Genomic DNA, 18493 nt, shown 5'->3' with positions numbered 1-18493 from the left:
GTCTTTCAATTGAGATTTCAGCCGGATCGGTTTAGAAAAACTCAAATGGCCATGCTCAATCGCGTCCATCTCAACGGCCTTCGCGCCGTCGAAACCGTCGCCCGTCTCGGCTCGCTCGCGGCCGCCGCCGGCGAACTCAACGTCTCCGTCAGCGCCGTCAGCCAGCAGATCAGCCGCACCGAGAAGCAGCTCGGCCAGGCGCTGTTCGAGCGAACGGCGAGCGGTCTCGTGCTGACCGAGTTCGGCGCCGTCTTCGCTGCCCGCCTCGGTGCGGGGTTTCGCGAGCTTGCTCACGCCGTGGCGTTGGCCGACGAGGCGACGCAATGCACATTGGTGGTTTCGGTGGCGCCGGCCTTTGCCTCGAAGTGGCTGCTGCCGCGGCTGTCACGTCACTTTGCCCGGCATCCCAACGTGCTGCTGCGTATCGATGCTTCGGTGCGGCTCGCCGATCTCGATCACTCCGATATCGACATCGCCATCCGGCTCGGCGACGGCAAATGGCCGGGTGGGAGGGCGGAACTGCTATTGGCCCAGGAAGTCTTTCCGGTCTGCGCCCCGGTTATCGCCGGGAAACTGAAATCGATCGAGGACCTTGCCCAGACCTGCGCCATCACCGACGAGCGGGCCATGATCAACTGGGAAAGCTGGTTCGAGGCAGCCGGCGTTCCGCCCGTCACCTTCCTGAAGGGCGCGCGCTTCACCGATCCGATGCTGTGCCTGGAATCGGCGATCGCCGGCCATGGCGTGATGCTCGGCTGGCAATTGCTCACCGCCGATGCGCTGGCCGACGGCCGGCTCGTGGCGCCGTTCGGAATCCGCGCCCAGAGCGGCCTCGGCTATTGGCTGGTGACCTCCTCGGCCAAGGCCGAAAACCGCAAGGTCCGGGATTTCAAGGTCTGGATCAAGGAAGAGATCGAGGCGACGATGGCACAGTTCGGGTCGCCGAATGCGGCCACCGCACCTACCGGTGGGATCGCGGTGGAAAGCACCGTGGCACCGGTCTATGTAGAGTGAGACATCAAACTACGGCAGGCAGGATCATGACCACACATTCGCGCGGCGTTGCCGCATCGATCGACCCGGTGAAGCTCGACAGGCTGGCGGAAGTCGCCATCAAGGTCGGGCTGCAGTTGCAACCCGGCCAGGACCTGGTGCTGACGTCATCGATCGCGGCGCTGCCGCTGACCAGGCGGATCGTAGAGCATGCCTACAAGGCCGGCGCCGGGCTGGTGACGCCGATCTTCAACGACGACGAGATGACGCTGGCGCGCTATCGCTTCGGCGCCGATGCCAGTTTCGACCGTGCCGCCGGCTGGCTTTATGAAGGCATGGCGAAGGCCTTCGCCAACAATGCAGCGCGGCTTGCCGTGCGCGGCGAGGATCCGTCGCTGTTGTCGGCGCAGGATCCGGCGAAAGTGGCGCGCGCCAACAAGGCGAATTCGATGGCTTATCAGCCGGCGCTTGAGAAGATCACCGGCTTCGACATCAATTGGAACATCGTCGCCTACCCGGATCTCGCCTGGGCCAGGCAGGTCTTCCCAGATGATGCCGACGACGTTGCCGTGGCGAAGCTCGCCGACGCCATCTTCGCGGCGTCGCGGGTGGACGTCGATGACCCGATCGGCAACTGGAAGGCGCACAATGCAGCACTTCGTGGCCGCACCGAATGGCTCAACGGCCACAATTTCCATGCGCTGCATTTCACCGGGCCGGGCACCGACCTGACCGTCGGGCTGGCGGACGGCCACGAATGGATGGGCGGCGCCTCGACCGCCAAGAACGGCATTACCTGCAACCCGAACATCCCGACCGAGGAAGTCTTCACCACGCCGCATGCCAGGCGCGTCGAGGGCCATGTCTCCTCGACCAAGCCGCTGTCCTACCAGGGCACGCTGATCGACGAGATCTCGGTGCGTTTCGAGGAGGGCCGGATCGTCGAAGCGAAGGCTTCGAAGGGCGAGGACGTGCTGAAGAAGGTGCTCGACACCGACGAGGGTGCGCGCCGTCTCGGCGAAGTGGCGCTGGTGCCGCATTCCTCGCCGATCGCGGCCAGCGGCCTGTTGTTCTTCAACACGCTGTTCGACGAGAACGCCGCCTGCCACATCGCGCTCGGCCAGTGCTATTCGAAGTGCTTCGTCGATGGCGCCTCGCTCAGCCAGGACGAGATCGCCGCACGCGGCGGCAACAAGAGTTTCATCCACATCGACTGGATGATCGGCTCGGACAAGATCGACATAGACGGTGTCCACAAGGACGGCGCCCGCGTGCCGGTGATGCGCAAGGGCGAGTGGGCCTGACAGGCACTTGAGGAGCGTCAGATGGCCTTCGACCTGGCGGTCAAGCGGATCTACGAGCCGCCGGCGCCCGACGATGGGCAACGGGTTCTGGTCGACCGGATCTGGCCACGCGGCGTCAGCAAGCAAGAGGCCGTGTTGGCGCTATGGCTGAGGGAGATCGCACCGAGCGACGGCCTGCGCGGATGGTTCGGCCATGCGCCGGGGCGCTGGGCGGAGTTTCAGAAGCGATATCGGGCTGAGCTGGACGGGAATGCAGAGGTGGTCGGGCAGTTGCGTGCGCTGCTCGACAAGGGAAAGGTCACGCTGCTCTATGGTGCGCATGACGAAGCGCACAACAATGCGGTGGCGCTGGCGGCGTATCTCAGAAAGTCGGATTGAAGGGCGCCTATTCCTGCAACGATGGCGATTGGCCGATCTCCCCACTTGCGGGGGAGATGCCCGGCAGGGCAGAGGGGGGGTGCTTTCCCTCCGGTCTGTCAACTAATTGCAATTGCGGCCACGTGCTTCGATAGGCCCCTTTGGAATAAGTCGGCCGACGGTTGGCGATCCTTCCCACCCCCCTCTGGCCTGCCGGCCATCTCCCCCGCGAGGGGGGAGATCGGCAGCTTCGCCGTCCTGCTGCTCCTACTTAAAACTGCCCACCGCCTGCTGATAAACATCCGGCTTGAAGCCGACCAGAATCCTCTCACCCAGGTCCAGCACCGGTCGCTTGATCATGGTCGGCTTGGCCAGCATCAGCGCCTTGGCCTTCTTCTCGTCGAGGTTCTGCTTGTCCGTGTCGGCCAATTCGCGAAAGGTCGTGCTTGCCTTGTTGAGCAGAATTTCCCAGCCAACCTTGCCGACCCAGCCATCCAGCCGCTTCGCCTCTAGCCCTTCCGCCCTGTAGTCGTGAAACCGGTACGCAAGATCATGGCTCTCCAGCCAGACGCGCGCCTTCCTGATCGTGTCGCAGGTGGTGATGCCGTACATGGTGATCGTCAAGCGTACTTCCCCAAACTGACAGTCGAATCCGCTCGCAGCCTAGAACCGCCCTTCCCGCTTTGCCAGCACCCCTGGTTGGCGTCCTTCGAATATTGGCTGTTGCCAACACTAAGGAATTTTCCTAAGTAATGGTCAAAGCCGGAAAGGAATGACCATGGCCAGGATCGTTGTATCGGAATTCATCTCCGTCGATGGCGTGATGGAAGCGCCGGGAGGCGAGCCGGGCTACCGGCACACCAACTGGGTCGGTAAACGGCACGAGGCCGGACAGATCGAGTACAAATTCCAAGAGGTACTGGACCACGAGGCGCTGCTGATCGGCCGGGTGACCTATGAAAGCTTCGCCGACGCCTGGCCGATCTACAAAGGCGCCTTTGCGGACCGGATGAACAGCATGCCGAAATATGTGGTGTCGACGACGGTGAAGGCCCCGGCCTGGAACAACACGACGGTCCTTCAAGGCGAACCGATGGCCGCGATCCGCAAACTCAAGCAGGATCTGAAAGGCGATATCGTCGTTGGCGGCAGCCGCACACTGGTCAAGGCGCTCAGGCACCACGACCTTGTCGACGAATACCGGCTGATGGTGTTCCCGGTCATACTCGGCAGCGGCGCGCAGCTTTTCGACAGGACCGAGGACGCGACGGACCTCAGGCTGGTCGACACACGCTCCTTCGCCAACGGCGCCGTGGTGCTCACCTATCGTGTCGAGCGGTCATCGCCATGACAAGTCTGCAATCCGCGACACAAACACCGCCACCAATCGACGGCATCTTCCGCGCACTGTCCGACCCGACGCGGCGACGCGTGGTGGAGCGGCTGAACCGCAGCCCCGCCTCGGTCAGCGAACTTGCGCAGCCCTTCGACATGGCCCTGCCCTCCTTCATCGAGCATCTCAGGGTTCTCGAAGGCTGCGGACTGGTGCGCTCGGAAAAGAACGGCCGGGTCAGGACCTATCAACTGGCGCCTGAGCCGCTGAAGCTTGCCGAAAACTGGCTCGCCGAACAGCGCGCATTGTGGGAACGCCGCCTCGACCAGTTCGACGCCTATGTGATGACCCTGAAGGAGAAAGACGCATGAGCTATCCGTTCAAGCCGGATCCCAGACTGGACCTCGTGCTGGAGCGTGTTGTCGATGCGCCGCGCGAGTTGTTGTGGAAAGCCTGGACGACCCCAGCCCATGTCAAGCAGTGGTTCACGCCGAAGCCGTGGATGGTCACCGACTGCGAGATCGACCTCAGGCCGGGCGGGCTGTTTCGCACGCGCATGCAGTCGCCTGATGGCAAGCAAGTCAACGACCGCCATTGCTGCTATCTGGAAATCGTGCCTAACGAGCGGCTGGTGTGGACGGATGCGCTGCTGCCGGGCTACCGGCCGTCAGGGGAGCCGTTCATCACCGCGGTCATTTCCTTGCAGCCGGACGGCAGGGGTACGCGCTACACCGCCACCGCGATCCACCGCGACGAGGCGACCCGCAAGAACCATGAAGAGATGGGCTTCTTCGATGGCTGGGGCACGGTGGCGGATCAGCTGGCAGAGTACGTGAAAACGATCTGAGCTCTCACATTGCGGCCGGGCCATCGTCCCGACCGCCATGCCTATTTGCAAACCAGCGAAGAGAGCAAGCTCCCGGGAGCCGCTGGTATTTCCGGCTTCAGTAGTAGAAGCGCTCTTCGGTGATCTTGCCGTTCTTGACCGTGTACACGCCGACCTCATCCATGGTGACGCGCTCGCCGGTAGCCTTGGGCGTTATGTCAAACTTGAACCGCAAGGCGAACTGGTCGCCGTTGACGTATGGGCCCTCGACCGAGCCGCCATGGACTTCGTGGTTCTCTTGCCACCACTGGCCCTTCTGCTTGAGGGCCTCCTTGCCATGGGAGACGGCCATCGGCCCCTCCATGGCTTCGTAGCTGGCGATATCGTCGGCATTGTATTTCTCAGCAGCACCCTGGTGGTCGCCTTGCTGTAGGAGTTCGGTGAAATCCTTTGCAATTTCCGCGATGGTCATTTGTGTTCCTCCTGTTCAGACGCATTGCAAGTAGGGGACAGCTTGTTGGCCTGCCATCATCAATCCGCTTGGTAGCTGACAAGCCATGTCAGGATGATGATATCGCGCGGGGTATATGACGACGATTTGAGGAGCGATCGGCGGATCACATCGCGCTCAGCGGCCGGCCGTTTAGGCCACCATGACGGCTTTGGAATGCCTAAGTCGAATTCGCCTTGCAGATACATACGCATACGCCCGCAAAAAGAACGCTCCTGCCTTGTACTATATAGAACAAAACAGGAACTTCGTTTCGAGTCAAGCGTGGAATTTCCGAGCCTACGCCCCGTTGCCGACGATGCCCTTGACCTCGAGGAGCGGCGGCCACGGCCTTGTCGACATCGGCCCTTCGAGCCGACGGAGATCTGGTGTAGGCCTCTTCGGTGGATGGAGATCACATCAAGCGTCTCCGATACCACGGGTGCCACCCATTTGCCGTCGGTGAAGCAGTCCAGATGACTGCTCACCCGCAGTGCTCCGGTTCTGGAATGTCCTTGAAACTAGCCTGGCAGCATAGGGCAGTTGGCGCCGCGGCGCAGGCTGATATGCGCCACATCGCCGACGCTGAATTGAAAACCATCGGCCTGGCGCGGCGCGTCGATGACAACAGGGGCGCCCTGCCCGAGTTCGGCATGCAGGCGCAGAGTGCGGCCGTGAAAAACGATGCTGTTGACGCGGGCCGGCGCCGTGCCGGGTGCCGCCTCGGTGGCCGCCAGCAAATCCTCCGGCCGCACGCCGACGGTGCGGATAGTGCCTTCGGCGGGAGCCTCGCCGGTTTCGGAGGTCGCTTCCAGCGGCAAGGCACCGGCGGCGAACCGCAAGCGGTCGCCATCGCGTCCGATAAAACGCGACTGCAATAGGTTCATGGTGCCGATGAAACTGGCGACGAATGTGGTGGCGGGCCGATCGTAGAGCGTTGCCGGCGGCGCGATCTGCTCGATGCGGCCCTTGTTCATGACGACGATGCGATCGGAGATCGACAGCGCTTCGGTCTGGTCGTGGGTGACCATGACGAAGGTGGTGCCGAGCCGCGACTGCAGCCGCTTCAACTCGACCTGCATCTGTTCGCGCAGATGCGCGTCGAGCGCCGACAGCGGCTCGTCGAGCAAGAGCACACGCGGCTCGCAGACGATGGCACGGGCGAGCGCGACGCGCTGGCGCTGGCCGCCCGACAGTTCGGAGACGCGGGCGCCGAGCTTGTCGGCCAGACCGACCATATCGAGGGCTTCGCCGACGCGTTTTGCCTGCTCGGCGCCGGAAAGTTTTCGCAAGGACAGGCCGAAGCCGACATTCTCGGCAACGTCCATATGCGGAAACAGCGCGTAGTCCTGGAACACGGTGTTGACTGGCCGGTCGTACGGCCTGAGTGCCGTGATATCACGGCCGTCGAGCAGCACCTTGCCGCTCGACGGGCTTTCGAAGCCGGCGATGACTCGCAGGCTGGTGGTCTTGCCGCAGCCCGACGGTCCAAGCAAGGTGAGAAACTCGCCGCGGACAATGTCGAGATCGACGGCGTCGAGGCCGACAATGCCGCCGGGAAAGATCTTCGAGACCGCCTGCAACCGGACGAGAGGATCAGGCGCCATCGCGAACCTCGGACGGCTTGGTGGTGTTGACCCAGAGTATCTGGCAGCGCTCGGCGCCCGGATTGCGGAAGGCGTGCAAAAGCGTGCTTTTGAACGCAAAACTGTCACCGGTCTTCAGCACGTAGTTCGTCGAATCCACCACCAGTTCGACCTCGCCTGAAACGACGAAGCCGAATTCATGGCCGGCATGGGCATAGGCCTCGGCGGTGCCGCCGCCGGCATCAACCGTTACCAGCATGCCGGTGAGCGTCGCACCCGGCGGCGACAGCAGCGCCTTGGCGATGCCTTCGGACTTCACCGGAATGGCACGACGGCTGTTGGCACGCACGCAATAGAGATCGCTGACGGCATCGTCGCCGTCGGCGATCAGCGCCGACGGCTCGATATCGAGGGCGGCCGCGAGTGGCCAGATCACCTTGACGCGCAGCGAGGACATGCCACGCTCGATCTGGCTGAGCGCGCCGATCGACACGCCTGCCCTGGCGGCCAGATCGGCCAGCGACAGATTGCGTTCCAGCCGCAGCGCCCGCACGCGCCGGCCAACCCGCACATCGGCATCGTCCTTCGGCTTTTCAGCCGCTTCGTCCAGCATGTCCATGCATTCGTCCTCGTTTGGTCTTCCCTCTCCCCTTGTGGGAGAAGGTGGATCGGCGCACAGCGCCGAGACGGATGAGGGGTGTTGGCAGGATTGCCGCCGGTGCTAGCTGGAGCACCCCTCATCCGTCGCCTTCGGCGACACCTTCTCCCACAAGGGGAGAAGGGAAAGCCAGGCTCAGCCGCCTGCCTTGACCTTTTCGAACATCTTGGCGAGGTCGTCATTCTGTTTCATCGGTCCGGTGAAGATCGTGGTCTTCAGCATCACCTCCGGGTCGGACGGCAGCTGCAGTTTTTCCAACTCCTCCTTCGGCACGGTGGCAAAGGCAGAGCTCAGCGAACTGCCATAGCCATAGGACTCGATCAGGTATTTGCCCGAGTCGGCGTCCAGCCGGCTGTTGATGAAATCATAGGCGAGATCGACATTCTTGGCGTCCTTGAGCATGACGAATCCGCAGGACCAGGTCAGCATGCCCTCCTTCGGCTTCATGAACTCGACCGGCACCCCTTGCTTCTTTAGCGAGGTGGCCGAAGCGTTCCAGGTCATGGCGGCGACCAGCTGGCCGCTCGCAAGCGCCTGTTCGACCGAGGTCATGTCGGTGGTGTAGTTGGAAAGCAGCGGACGCTGCTCGCGCAGCTTCTCCGCCACCTTGTCCATTTGCTCCGGCGTCATGTCGAACGGATTGACGCCGGCCAGAAGTGCCGCAACGATCGGCGTGTCATGCACGGCGTCGATTGTCGCCATGCGACCGGCATACTGCTTGTCCCACAGAAGGTTCCAGCTCGCTTCCGGGTTCTTCACCAGATCGGTGCGGTAGAGGATCGAGGTGTTGCCCCAGTCCCAGGGCACCATCCAGACCTTGCCGTCGCCGGCCTGCAGGTCGGGCAGGTTCTTGAACACCGGGAAGATCGAATCCCAGTTCTTGATGCGCTTGGTGTCGATCGGCTGCAGCAGGCCTTCCTTGTTCCAGCGCGCCACCTTGTCGTAGCAGGGATGCGCAATGTCAGGCCGGAAGCCGGCCTTGACCTTGGTGAAGGCGTCATCATCGTCACCGAAGATGGAGGCCTCGACGCCATCGGGATGCGCGGCAAGGAAGCTCTTGTTGAAGTCGGGCAGTTCATAACCCGACCAGGTGAAGTATTGCAGCTTGTCGCCGGCGAAAGCGACGGTCGACGACAGCGCCAAAGCCAGGGCGGCCAGGCCGGTCCGGGCCATCTTTCCAGATATCAGGTCGAATGCCATTGCAGTTCTCCTCTCTTGGTTTGTTTTGGTTGTGATGGATCCGCGGGTCGTGGCGCCGCTGCGGACAGGCCGCGATGGCGCAGGATTTCGGCGATTGCAGCGATGACGAAGGAGACGGCCAGGATCGACGTGCCGAGCGCCATGACGGTCGGCAGCGATTTCGGGAACCTAAGCTGGCTCCAGATGTAGAGCGGCAGCGTCGGCTCGGTGCCGGCGAGGAAGAACACAACGATGAATTCGTCGAAGGAGATCAGGAAAGCCAGCATGAAAGCCGAGACAATGGCCGGCAGGCTAAGCGGCAGCATCACCCGCCGGAAGGTCGTCCAGTCGGAAGCGCCGAGGTCGAGTGCCGCCTCGCGAATGGTCTTTGGGATGGCGGCAAAGCGGCTGCGCATGATCACCACCGTCGTTGGCAGTGCCACCAGTATGTGGCCGAGAACGATGGCAATGCGCGACGGCCCGAGACCGATGAGGTTGATGAGGATCAGCAGCGATATGCCGACGATGACACCGGGGATCAGGATCGGCAGCCGTGCGACGGCGCTGATGGTGACAGCCAGCGGCGAGCGGCCGTAGAGGTCCATGTAGGACACGGTGATGCCGCACAGCGTTGCCCCCGTGGCGGCAACCGTAGCGATGACGAGGCTGTTGACGAGGGCGCCGGACAGCACCGAATTGCCGTACAGCGTCGCGTACCATTGCAAGGTGAACCCCTGTAGCGGAAACGCTGCCTGGACCGAGTTATTGAAGGAAAACAGCGGGATCAGCAGCACCGGCAGATAGAGAAAGACCAGGTAGGCGATGACGTATACGCCAAGCCAGCGGCCGCCACCTTGTGTGTGCGCGATGCTCATGTGCGGCTGCCAAATCTGCGGTCGGTGAAGCGCGCGACCAGCACCACGGCCAGGATGACCAGCATGACGGCAACGGCGAGCGCGGCGCCAAACGGCCAGTCGTTGGCCTTGCCGAACTCAGCCTGGATCAGCGTACCGATCATGGTGCTGGCCGGGCCGCCGACGAGCGCCGGCGTGACGTAGTCGCCGACCGTCGGCACGAAGACGACAAGTGCGGCCGCCAGCACGCCCGGCATCGAGTTGGGCAGCACGACCCGGCGGAAAGAGGTGAAGGGTCTGGCGCCAAGATCGGAAGCGGCCTCGATCAGCGATTTCGGGATGGTGTCCAGCGCCACATATATCGGCAGGATGGCGAACGGCGCATAGGCGTGGGCGAGCGTGACGACGACAGCGGCCGGCGTGTTGAGAAAGGCCAATGTCGGCTCGGACCAGATGCCGCTTTCGATCAGCGCCGAGTTCAAGACGCCATTGTAGGCGAGCACGATCTTCCAGGCGAAGACGCGCAGGAGATAGCTGGTCCAGAACGGCAGCGTCACCAGGAACAGCAGCAGGCCGCGCCGGCGCTCTGCATGGAAGGCAAGGTAGTAGGCGACGGGATATGCGGTGACGACGGTGGCCAGCGTGACCAGCGCGGCAATGATCAGCGAGCGCAGCGTCACCGTCCAGTACAGCGGATCGGACAGCACGGTGGCGAAATTCGCCAGGCTGAAACCTGTGCCGAGCAGCGAACCGTCATTGTTGCGGAAGGCAAGGAAAATCACAAGGCCGAGGGCAAACAGGATCAGCAGGAAGGTGACCAGCGCGCCCGGCAGCAACATCGCGACCCGGAAGCCCGATGAAGACCGGGCCTCTGGCGCTTGTGCTGCAACACTGGTCGACATCGACCTGCTCATCGAAATTTTGAAATTACCTAAGGATTTTTCATATTCATGAAACTGTCAAGCGGAATCCCGCTGGCCTGCCGCGTCAACGCTCCAGCGCGTCGAGCAGGCGATACCAGGCGATGGTCGCGGCAACCCCGACCTGCCGGAAGGCGTGGAACGGGATCGGCCGGATCGGCGAGAGCGGGAACGGCAACTGCCTGGCGTCGCCACCGGAAAGATAGGTTGCGATGCGCTCGCCAAGCGCCGTCATCAGGCCGACGCCACGCCCCTGGCAGCCGACCACGGCGACAAGGCCTTGCTCCGGCTCGTGGATATGCGGCAGGTGGTCCGGCGTCATCGCCACCCGGCCGAACCAGCGCTTCTCGATGGCGACACCAGACAGCATGGGATAGAGCCGCCGCAGCGCCCGCTCGAGATGCGCCCAGTCACCCGGGCTCGTCGGCAAGGCCATGCGGCCACGCCCGCCAAGGACCAGTCGGCCGTCGGCGCTCTTGCGGTAGTAGACGAGGATGCGACGCGAATCCGACACCGCCTGCCCTTCCGGCAGGATCGTGGCCGCCAGCTTGGGCGGCAACGGTGCCGTGGCGATCTGGAAGGAATGCAGCGGCACGATCGTCCCGGCGAGGCCAGGGATCAAACCGTCCGTATAGGCGTTGGTCGCCAGCACGACCGCCCTTGCCTGCAATTCAGCGCCGCTTTCGGTCGAAACACGCCAAACGCCGGCGGCATTGACGAGCCTTGCGACCTTCTGGCGTTCCGCTATCCCGACACCGGCCGCCGCTGCGACCCGGGCCAGTTCCGATGTGTAAGCGAGCGGATCGATGACACCGGCGCGGCGGTCGAGCCAGCCACCGAGATACCCTCGAGCGCCGGTCATCGCGGCGATCTCGGCCTCACCCAAAAGCTTGACGTCGGCACCACGCGCCCGCCATTGCCGGTCACGGTTTGCCGCCGCCTTCAGCGCGGCCTCGGTGTGCGCCGCCTGGATCCAGCCATTGCGGACGAAGGGAACCGCCAGTTTTTCATCGCGGATCAGTTCGAACACGGCATTAGCGGTCGAAGCGGCGAAATTGACCAACGCCTCGCCGCGCTCCGGGCCAAAATGCTCGAGCAGCCATTCCGGATCGTATTTGAGGCCTGGAATGACCTGCCCGCCGTTGAGCCCGGAAGCGCCCTGGCCGATTTCGCCGGCCTCCAGCACTTGCACCGACATGCCAAGGCGGGCCGCATGCAAAGCCGTCGACAGACCCATGATGCCGCCACCGACAATGACGATATCTACACGTCCGCCACTGGCAAACAGCGACTGGAACCTGGAGGCCGCTTGCGGCTTGCGCCAGACGGGATCGGAGAACGGTGCGGGCAAAGGGTCACCTGGATGCGCTATGATGAATGAAAACTCTAGTCAGAATTTCACAGTTTTGAAATAGCGATTTCAGCCCTGATATTTGGACCAACGCCAACGGACCGTTCGGGCCTGGTACTTGCCGATCGAATGCGGCGATGCAGATTGGCAACCAACGGGATAGACCTTTGACCGGAATCCGGTGAAGGTGCCGCGCCGATGCGGCCAGCCCGCATTGTCGATCATTTCAGAGGACCGAACGCCATGACCAATCCAACACACCTGCCCGCTGAAGGCCTTTTTCTCGGCCGCGCCAGGAGCAGTGATGTTCCGTATCCCATGGTGGTCACGGTGCGCGATGGCACGGTCTTCGACATCACGTCGAGCACGGCACCGACCGTGCGTGACGTCTGCGGGATGCCTGATCCCGCCGGCCATGTGCGGTCGGCCAAGGGCAAGCCGATCGGCTCGCTCGATGCCGTCGCCGCCAACAGTTTTGAGGCCACGCGCGATGCGAAAAAGCCGTATCTGCTGTCCCCGGTCGACCTCCAGGCGGTCAAGGCCTCGGGCGTCACCTTCGTCGTCAGCCTGCTCGAACGGGTGATCGAGGAACAGGCGCGCGGTTCGGCGGAAAAGGCCGACGCCATCCGCGCCGACATTGCCGGGCTGATCGGCCACGATCTGTCGAAGCTCAAGCCCGGTTCGCCAGAAGCGATGGAGATCAAGGCCAAGCTCATCGCACGCGGCGCCTGGTCGCAATATCTGGAAGTCGGCATCGGTCCCGACGCCGAGATCTTCACCAAGTGCCAGCCGATGGCCTCGGTCGGCTTCGGCGCCGATGTCGGCCTGCACCCGGTGTCGACCTGGAACAATCCCGAGCCCGAGATCGCCATGATCGCCGCCGGCAGCGGCAGGATCGTCGGCGCCACCATCGGCAACGACGTCAATCTGCGCGACGTCGAGGGACGTTCGGCGCTGCTGCTCGGCAAGGCCAAGGACAACAATGCCTCGGCCGCGCTCGGCCCCTTCATCCGCCTGTTCGACGACACATTCTCGATCGATGACGTCAAGCAGGCCGTCGTGCGCCTGAAGGTCGAAGGCGAGGACGGGTTCTCGCTGGAGGGCGCAAGCTCGATGGCCGAGATCAGCCGCTCGCCGGAAGAGTTGGTTGCCGCCGCCATGGGTCCGCACCACCAGTATCCCGACGGGCTGGCGCTCTATCTCGGCACCATGTTCGTGCCGTCGAAGGATCGCGGCGAAAAGGGCAAGGGCTTTACCCACAAGGTCGGCGACATTGTCACGATCTCGTCGGAGAAATTCGGCGCGCTGGTCAACCGGGTGCGGCTGTCACCCGACTGCCCGCACTGGACCTACGGCGCCAGCCATCTGATGCGCGAACTCGCCGGGGCCGAGCTGATCTAGCCGGCCTCTGGCCGCAAACCGTCCGTGCCGGCATTCCGACCGCCAAGGTGCGGCGGCTGACGCTGGAGTGATCCACGTCGGCGCCGGCGCATCGTCGACGCCAACCCTTTCGACCGCCGCGAAAAACCACCGCAACTGATGCAATCTGATGGGACCATTGATAGCGCCCCGTCAGGCGCCCACTACATCTGCAGATGGAGGCTTGCCATCCGTCGAAAAAGGGAATGCTCTGACGCATCCAACCGGCGCTGGCAAAGACGCGATCCGGCGGTCGCCGGAACAAGGGGCGGATTCGGAACTGACCATCTACAACGGGAGGAAATCAAATGCTGACACGGCTAAGACTCGTTCTCTATGGCCTGTTGGTGGCGCTGACGATTGTTCCGGCAGCGGCACAGGCCAAGACGTTCTACTGGATTTCGCATGGCGGCCCGGCTGACCCGGTCTGGACCTACTTCCTGGCCGGCGCCAAACAATGGGCCAAGGACACCGGCAACACCGTCAACACCTCGTTCCACAATGGCGACGTGGCCTCGCAGCAGGAAGCGGTTCGCGCCGCCCTCTCCGCCAAGGCCGATGGCATCGTCACCACCAGCCCCGATCCGGGCAGCCTTGTCGAGATCGTCAAGGAAGCCCGCGCGGCCAACATCCCGATCATCAACTTCAACACGCCCGATCCCAAGGCCAATTTCAACGCCTATGTCGGCGGTGACAATGTCACCTTCGGCAAGCACTGGGCGCAGTATCTGGTCGACAAGGGCCTGGTGAAGAAAGGTGACTTCGTCTGGATGCCGGTCGAGGTTCCCGGCGCCACCTATGGCGTCCAGGAAGAGGAAGGCATCAAGAGCGTCTTCGGTCCGCTCGGCATCACCTATGAGATCACCGAAGCGACGCTCGACCAGGCCGAAGTGATCAACCGCATGGTCGACTACCTCACCGCCAACAAGGCCAAGGTCAAGGCGATCATCGGCCTCGGCGACCTGGTCACCGGCTCGATCAAGCGGGTCTTCGACCAGGTCGGCATCAAGCCGGGTGAAATTCCGGTTGTCGGCTGGGGCAACTCGCTCGACACCACCCAGGAAGTGCTGAACGGCTATGTCAATGCCGGCCAGTGGCAGGACCCGCAGGCGACCAGCTATGTCGCCCTCTCCCTGGCCAACATGGCCGCTGCCGGGATTCCTCCGGGCTTCAACGTGATCACCGGCGCGCTCTACGAAAAGGATACCGCCGCGGTCTACGACAAGATCCTTTCCGGCAAATAAAATCCCGAACTCAAACAGTCGCGACTGCCCCGGCGGTCGCGACTGACTTCTCCATTTTCGCCGAGCCCTTCGCTGTGCAAGGCTCAGCCTTTCCAATCCTATCGCGGGTTGCTCGTGGAAAATCGTTCGCTCATCCAACACCTGATCGCGCGGCCTGAATTCGGCCCCTTGGTGCTGCTCGTCATCGAGATCGCCGTTTTCTGGAGCATCAACCACGACTTCCTGTCGCCGCAGAACATTTCGAACACGCTGGCCTTCACGGTCGAACTCGGCCTGATCGCGCTGGCGATGACGCTATTGATGACATCGGGCGAGTTCGACCTTTCGGTCGGTTCGCTGTTCGGCTTCTCACCGGTGCTGATGTGGACGCTGTTCAACAGCGGCCTCACGTCGCTGGAGGTTGGCTTTGTCGCAGCGCTGCTGGTCGCCGCCTTCATCGGGCTGGTCAATGGCTGGTTCGTCACACAGCTCAAAATCCCGTCCTTCCTGGTGACGCTCGGCATGCTGCTGGTGGTGCGCGGCACCGCCCTTTTCGTCACCGACGGGTTTCCGCAGCGCACCTGGAGCGCCGAAGGCAGCTGGCTGGCGGAGGCGCTGGTCGGCGACTTCTTCATCGGGCCGTTCCGCATCTACATGTCGCTGTTCTGGTTCATCGCGGCGGCCATTGCGCTGGGCTATGTCCTGACGCAAAGCCGCACCGGCAACTGGATCCAGGCGGCCGGCGGCAATCCCAATGCGGCGCGCGCCCGCGGCGTCAATGTCAGCGGCGTCAAGATCGGCCTGTTCGTCCTGTCATCGCTGATGGCCTCGCTTGCCGGCGTCATCTCTTCGCTGCGCACGTCGGCCGCCAATCCAAACAGCGGCACCGGCTATGAGCTCGAGGTCATCGCCATGGTGGTGATCGGCGGCACGGCGCTGACCGGCGGGCGCGGCACGATCATCGGCACCGTGCTCGGCATCCTGATCCTGCGCGTTATGCGCAACGGCATCGTGCTGATCGGCGTGCCCGGCCTTGCCTACAACATCTTCATCGGGGCTATCATCCTTGGCATGATGGCGCTCCATTCATGGCTGGAACGCCGGCATCAGGCAGGGACTTGAACCATGGCCGAGCCACTGATCCGCATGCAGAACATCCGCAAGTCCTACGGCCGCGTGCAGGCACTCGAGGACGCCAGTTTCCATGTCAATGAACGGGAGATCGTCGGCCTGCTCGGCGACAATGGCGCCGGCAAGTCGACGCTGATCAAGGTGCTCTCGGGTGCCGTTCCGCTGACCAGCGGCGACATCTTCATCCGCGGCAAGAAGGTGAGCTTGCGCAACACCAGCGACGCCATCGCCCACGGCATCGAGACGATCTACCAGGACTCTGCGCTGGTCACGCAATTGTCGATCGCCCGCAATTTGTTCCTCGGGCGCGAGCCGATCAAGCCGCCGCGGTTCCTCAACCGGATGGACCAGGAGGCCATGAACACGGTCGCCCGCGACCTGCTCAAACAGGTCGGCATCTCGAAGAACATCCCGCCGACGACACCGATCGGCTCGCTCTCCGGTGGCGAGCGCCAGGCGGTGGCGATCGCGCGCGCCATGCATTTCGACAGCGACCTCATTATTCTCGACGAGCCGACCAACAATCTCGGCGTCGCCGAAACACAGGGCGTGCTGAGCTTCGTGCGCAACGCCCGCGATTCCGGCCATTCCTGCATCTTCATCGCCCACAACATCCACCACGTCTTCCAGGTGGTCGACCGCATCGTCGTCATGCGCCGGGGCAAGGTGGTTGCCGACGACATCGACCCGAAGAAGACCAGCGTAGCGGAAGTCGAGCGGATCATCACCGGCATGTCGGACAAGGAAATCCGCGATGCCATCGCCGAAGGCAAGCCATCGCACTAAGGACGGGCGGAAGCCGTCTTGTCGAGGCCGCCGAAAGACGGTCCGGCTGATGGGCGGCAATCAGCCGTCACCTCAAATCACATCGCTGGTCTGGCGCGGCATCGCATCGGCACATAGGGTCATGGCATGAAAGCCACCGTCTCGGATATCGCCCGCAATTGCGGGCTGTCGACCGCAACGGTCGACAGGGTGCTCAACAACCGGCCAGGTGCGAGTGCCGCCAACCGGCAGCGCGTCATGGAGGCCGCCAAGCAGCTCGGCTACCTGCCGGTCGCCGATCAGGTGACGCTGCCCTCGCGGCCCGCGCATCTCGAATTCCTGCTGCCGATCGGCAGCAATGCTTTCATGCGCGATCTCGCCGGACATATCGAGGACTACGCCGCGCGGCTGCCGCTTGTCGCCTCGTGCCGGATCCACAACCTCGCCGGCATCTCGCCGAACGCGCTACAGATCGCCGTCGAAAACCTCTCGCTCCGGGCCAATGGCGTCGGTGTCATCGCCGTCGATCATCCGCGCACACGCAACATTCTGCGCGACATCGTCGACGCCGGCATGCGGCTGGTCACGCTGGTGTCCGATGTTCCGGCCGCACCGCGATCGGCCTATGTCGGCATCGACAACCGGGTGGCGGGACGAACGGCGGCGCTGTTGATGGGACGCTTCCTTGGCGGCCGAACCGGCCATCTGGCGATGGTCGTCGGCTCGCGCTCCTATCGCGGCCATGAAGAGCGCGAAATGGGTTTCCGCTCGGTGCTCAACGAGGAGTTTCCCAACCTGACCGTCAGCAGCGCGGTCGAGATCAACGACGAGCCCGACGTCAGCTATGCCGAGACCATGAAGGCGCTGCAGAATGAACCCGAACTGCTCGGCATCTATTGCGTCGGAGCCGGACATACGGGCGTTGCAAAGGCGATCCGGGAATTAAGGCCGAACCGCAAGCCGGTGTTCATCTGTCACGACCTTACCAAGGACACGCGGGGCTATCTCGTCGACGACCTGCTCGATGTCGTCATCGACCAGAATGCCAGGCTGATCGCCGAGCAGTCGGTCATTCGCCTGCTCGGCTCGATTGCATCCTCGGCGCCCTATCTGACGCGGAAGTTCATCGAGCCGCGCTTGATCTTCAGGGAAAACGTTCCGGTGCAGTGAAGCCTGCCTGAGCTTTTCCGGTCACACTCGACAACTTTCGCGGGTGATACAGCGAATCTGCACAGCTGCTATGCACGATCCACGATTGCCGAATCATTGGGCAACCCCTAATTTGCGGTTGTCGGCCATCTACTCCTCCCAGATGCGATGCCGACGCTGAGTGGGGTGCACCTCCTCCCGCGCCACACTCGAAATCGAGCCCGCTGCCACCTCCTCCCGGCAGCGGGCTTTTTTCGTTCCAGTCAGTGGCGATTGCAATGGCGCTCACGCCGGAGGACGTGATGCATCTTTCATTCTCGGTCACGAGATCGAACAGGGAGCGTAGCTGCCGCCGGGAAGAATTCAGCCGGCTGCAGTGCCGCGGAAGGAGACGATCAGCCCTTCCGCCATGCGCACGAACTGCGCGCTGGGGCCTTCGGTACCGACACTTTGAACGCTGACACGGGCGCCTTCAAGCAGAAGCGACAGCGTATCGGCAAGCAACTCGGCCTGGCCGATGCCGGCATCCCGGCACAGCGTGACAAGGCGATCGCGCTGGGCTTCCTTGAGTTCCTTGATGACGCGCCGGGCCGGATGATCCGCGTCGGTCAACTCGATGGCGGCGTTGGCCATATCGCAGCCGCGACCGTCAGCCGTCAGGCAATCGGCGGCCATGTGAACCCAGGCATGCAATTGCGCCAGCTTGTCGCCAGGATGCTGAATCTCGAATTTCTCCCAGATCGCACCCGCCTTGCAGGCGGTGGCGCGCAAGCATTGGATGATGAGATCGTCCTTGGAATCGAAATGACGATAGAGCGTCATCTTGTTGGTTCCGGCGGCCTCAGTGATGGCGTCGATGCCGACGCCCTTGATGCCATGCTTGTGAAACATGTCCTGCGCCGTCTCCAGGATCCTGTCCCGGGGGCGAACGCGTTCCACAGTGCCGTCTTCCATC

20 protein-coding genes are annotated in these 18493 nt (G+C 63.1%); 11 read left to right on the top strand and 9 right to left on the bottom strand.

All coding sequences use genetic code 11. The annotated features are described in order from the left end of the window. Positions 1 to 45 precede the first annotated feature (45 nt). Genes AC0ZT5_RS01755 through AC0ZT5_RS01745 form a run of 3 tightly spaced genes read left to right on the top strand, consistent with a single transcriptional unit; the run spans position 46 to position 2675 of the window. Positions 46 to 1014: a LysR substrate-binding domain-containing protein gene (locus AC0ZT5_RS01755; RefSeq protein WP_488495015.1), complete on the top strand. Its 969-nt coding sequence runs from the start codon at positions 46 to 48 to the stop codon at positions 1012 to 1014. A 26-nt stretch (positions 1015 to 1040) separates the two neighbouring features. Continuing rightward, the gene (locus AC0ZT5_RS01750) at positions 1041 to 2297 is read left to right on the top strand and encodes an aminopeptidase (RefSeq protein WP_488495014.1); all 1257 of its coding nucleotides are present in this window, start codon (positions 1041 to 1043) and stop codon (positions 2295 to 2297) included. A gap of 21 nt (positions 2298 to 2318) precedes the next feature. Then, a complete protein-coding gene (locus tag AC0ZT5_RS01745) occupies positions 2319 to 2675 on the top strand; it encodes a DUF488 domain-containing protein (RefSeq protein WP_488495013.1) in 357 nt (118 codons plus the stop codon). Between the two features lie 246 nt (positions 2676 to 2921). Here the strand turns inward: AC0ZT5_RS01745 and AC0ZT5_RS01740 are convergent, their stop codons facing one another. Further along, a complete protein-coding gene (locus AC0ZT5_RS01740; RefSeq protein ID WP_488495012.1) occupies positions 2922 to 3278 on the bottom strand; it encodes an ArsC family reductase in 357 nt (118 codons plus the stop codon). Between the two features lie 154 nt (positions 3279 to 3432). On the opposite strand from AC0ZT5_RS01740, the gene AC0ZT5_RS01735 reads away from it, so the two are divergent. From AC0ZT5_RS01735 to AC0ZT5_RS01725, 3 genes are read left to right on the top strand one after another with little or no spacing between them, the layout of a single operon-like run. After that, a complete protein-coding gene (locus tag AC0ZT5_RS01735; RefSeq protein ID WP_488495011.1) occupies positions 3433 to 4005 on the top strand; it encodes a dihydrofolate reductase family protein in 573 nt (190 codons plus the stop codon). Then, complete coding sequence (locus tag AC0ZT5_RS01730; protein WP_488495010.1) at positions 4002 to 4358, top strand: ArsR/SmtB family transcription factor; 357 nt, start codon at positions 4002 to 4004, stop codon at positions 4356 to 4358. Before AC0ZT5_RS01735 ends, AC0ZT5_RS01730 begins: the two co-directional genes overlap by 4 nt. Further along, positions 4355 to 4834: an SRPBCC family protein gene (locus AC0ZT5_RS01725; RefSeq protein WP_488495009.1), complete on the top strand. Its 480-nt coding sequence runs from the start codon at positions 4355 to 4357 to the stop codon at positions 4832 to 4834. Before AC0ZT5_RS01730 ends, AC0ZT5_RS01725 begins: the two co-directional genes overlap by 4 nt. 97 nt (positions 4835 to 4931) lie before the next feature. On the opposite strand, the gene AC0ZT5_RS01720 is transcribed toward AC0ZT5_RS01725, so the two are convergent. The 7 genes from AC0ZT5_RS01720 to AC0ZT5_RS01690 all read right to left on the bottom strand — a co-directional run bounded on the left by AC0ZT5_RS01720 (position 4932) and on the right by AC0ZT5_RS01690 (position 11851). Further along, positions 4932 to 5285, bottom strand: a complete 354-nt coding sequence (locus tag AC0ZT5_RS01720) for a SnoaL-like domain-containing protein (RefSeq protein ID WP_488495008.1) — start codon at positions 5283 to 5285, stop codon at positions 4932 to 4934. A gap of 539 nt (positions 5286 to 5824) precedes the next feature. After that, positions 5825 to 6910, bottom strand: a complete 1086-nt coding sequence (locus AC0ZT5_RS01715) for an ABC transporter ATP-binding protein (protein WP_488495007.1) — start codon at positions 6908 to 6910, stop codon at positions 5825 to 5827. Beyond that, a complete protein-coding gene (locus AC0ZT5_RS01710) occupies positions 6900 to 7508 on the bottom strand; it encodes a cupin domain-containing protein (protein ID WP_477283795.1) in 609 nt (202 codons plus the stop codon). Before AC0ZT5_RS01710 ends, AC0ZT5_RS01715 begins: the two co-directional genes overlap by 11 nt. Positions 7509 to 7682: 174 nt before the next feature. Further along, complete coding sequence (locus AC0ZT5_RS01705) at positions 7683 to 8747, bottom strand: ABC transporter substrate-binding protein (protein ID WP_477283797.1); 1065 nt, start codon at positions 8745 to 8747, stop codon at positions 7683 to 7685. Then, on the bottom strand, positions 8732 to 9601 hold the full coding sequence (locus AC0ZT5_RS01700) for an ABC transporter permease (protein ID WP_488495006.1): 870 nt from the start codon (positions 9599 to 9601) through the stop codon (positions 8732 to 8734). The genes AC0ZT5_RS01705 and AC0ZT5_RS01700 overlap by 16 nt, the downstream gene beginning before the upstream one ends. Then, a complete protein-coding gene (locus AC0ZT5_RS01695) occupies positions 9598 to 10482 on the bottom strand; it encodes an ABC transporter permease (protein ID WP_488495005.1) in 885 nt (294 codons plus the stop codon). The genes AC0ZT5_RS01700 and AC0ZT5_RS01695 overlap by 4 nt, the downstream gene beginning before the upstream one ends. Positions 10483 to 10567: 85 nt before the next feature. After that, a complete protein-coding gene (locus tag AC0ZT5_RS01690; protein ID WP_488495004.1) occupies positions 10568 to 11851 on the bottom strand; it encodes an NAD(P)/FAD-dependent oxidoreductase in 1284 nt (427 codons plus the stop codon). 243 nt (positions 11852 to 12094) lie between these two features. On the opposite strand from AC0ZT5_RS01690, the gene AC0ZT5_RS01685 reads away from it, so the two are divergent. From AC0ZT5_RS01685 to AC0ZT5_RS01665, 5 genes are all read left to right on the top strand, one after another. Next, positions 12095 to 13252 (top strand): fumarylacetoacetate hydrolase family protein, encoded by a 1158-nt coding sequence (locus AC0ZT5_RS01685; RefSeq protein WP_488495003.1) that lies wholly within the window; start codon positions 12095 to 12097, stop codon positions 13250 to 13252. A 326-nt stretch (positions 13253 to 13578) separates the two neighbouring features. Beyond that, complete coding sequence (locus AC0ZT5_RS01680; protein ID WP_095091864.1) at positions 13579 to 14514, top strand: substrate-binding domain-containing protein; 936 nt, start codon at positions 13579 to 13581, stop codon at positions 14512 to 14514. Between the two features lie 114 nt (positions 14515 to 14628). Continuing rightward, positions 14629 to 15615, top strand: coding sequence for an ABC transporter permease (locus AC0ZT5_RS01675; protein WP_095091975.1), 987 nt, complete (start codon positions 14629 to 14631; stop codon positions 15613 to 15615). Between the two features lie 3 nt (positions 15616 to 15618). Beyond that, positions 15619 to 16410, top strand: a complete 792-nt coding sequence (locus tag AC0ZT5_RS01670) for an ATP-binding cassette domain-containing protein (protein ID WP_488495002.1) — start codon at positions 15619 to 15621, stop codon at positions 16408 to 16410. 126 nt (positions 16411 to 16536) lie between these two features. Beyond that, entirely contained in the window at positions 16537 to 17559 is a 1023-nt protein-coding gene (locus AC0ZT5_RS01665; protein WP_488495001.1) for a LacI family DNA-binding transcriptional regulator, read from the top strand. A 342-nt stretch (positions 17560 to 17901) separates the two neighbouring features. Here AC0ZT5_RS01665 and AC0ZT5_RS01660 read toward each other — a convergent pair whose 3' ends face one another. Next, positions 17902 to 18492 carry a TetR/AcrR family transcriptional regulator gene (locus AC0ZT5_RS01660; protein ID WP_488495000.1) on the bottom strand — a complete coding sequence of 197 codons (591 nt, stop codon included), beginning with the start codon at positions 18490 to 18492 and terminating at the stop codon, positions 17902 to 17904. Position 18493 lies beyond the last annotated feature (1 nt).

The organism is Mesorhizobium sp. CNPSo 4670 (assembly GCF_057784235.1).
The sequence above is the reverse complement of the archived record's forward strand: the minus strand, read 5'-3'. Positions and strand labels throughout refer to the sequence as shown.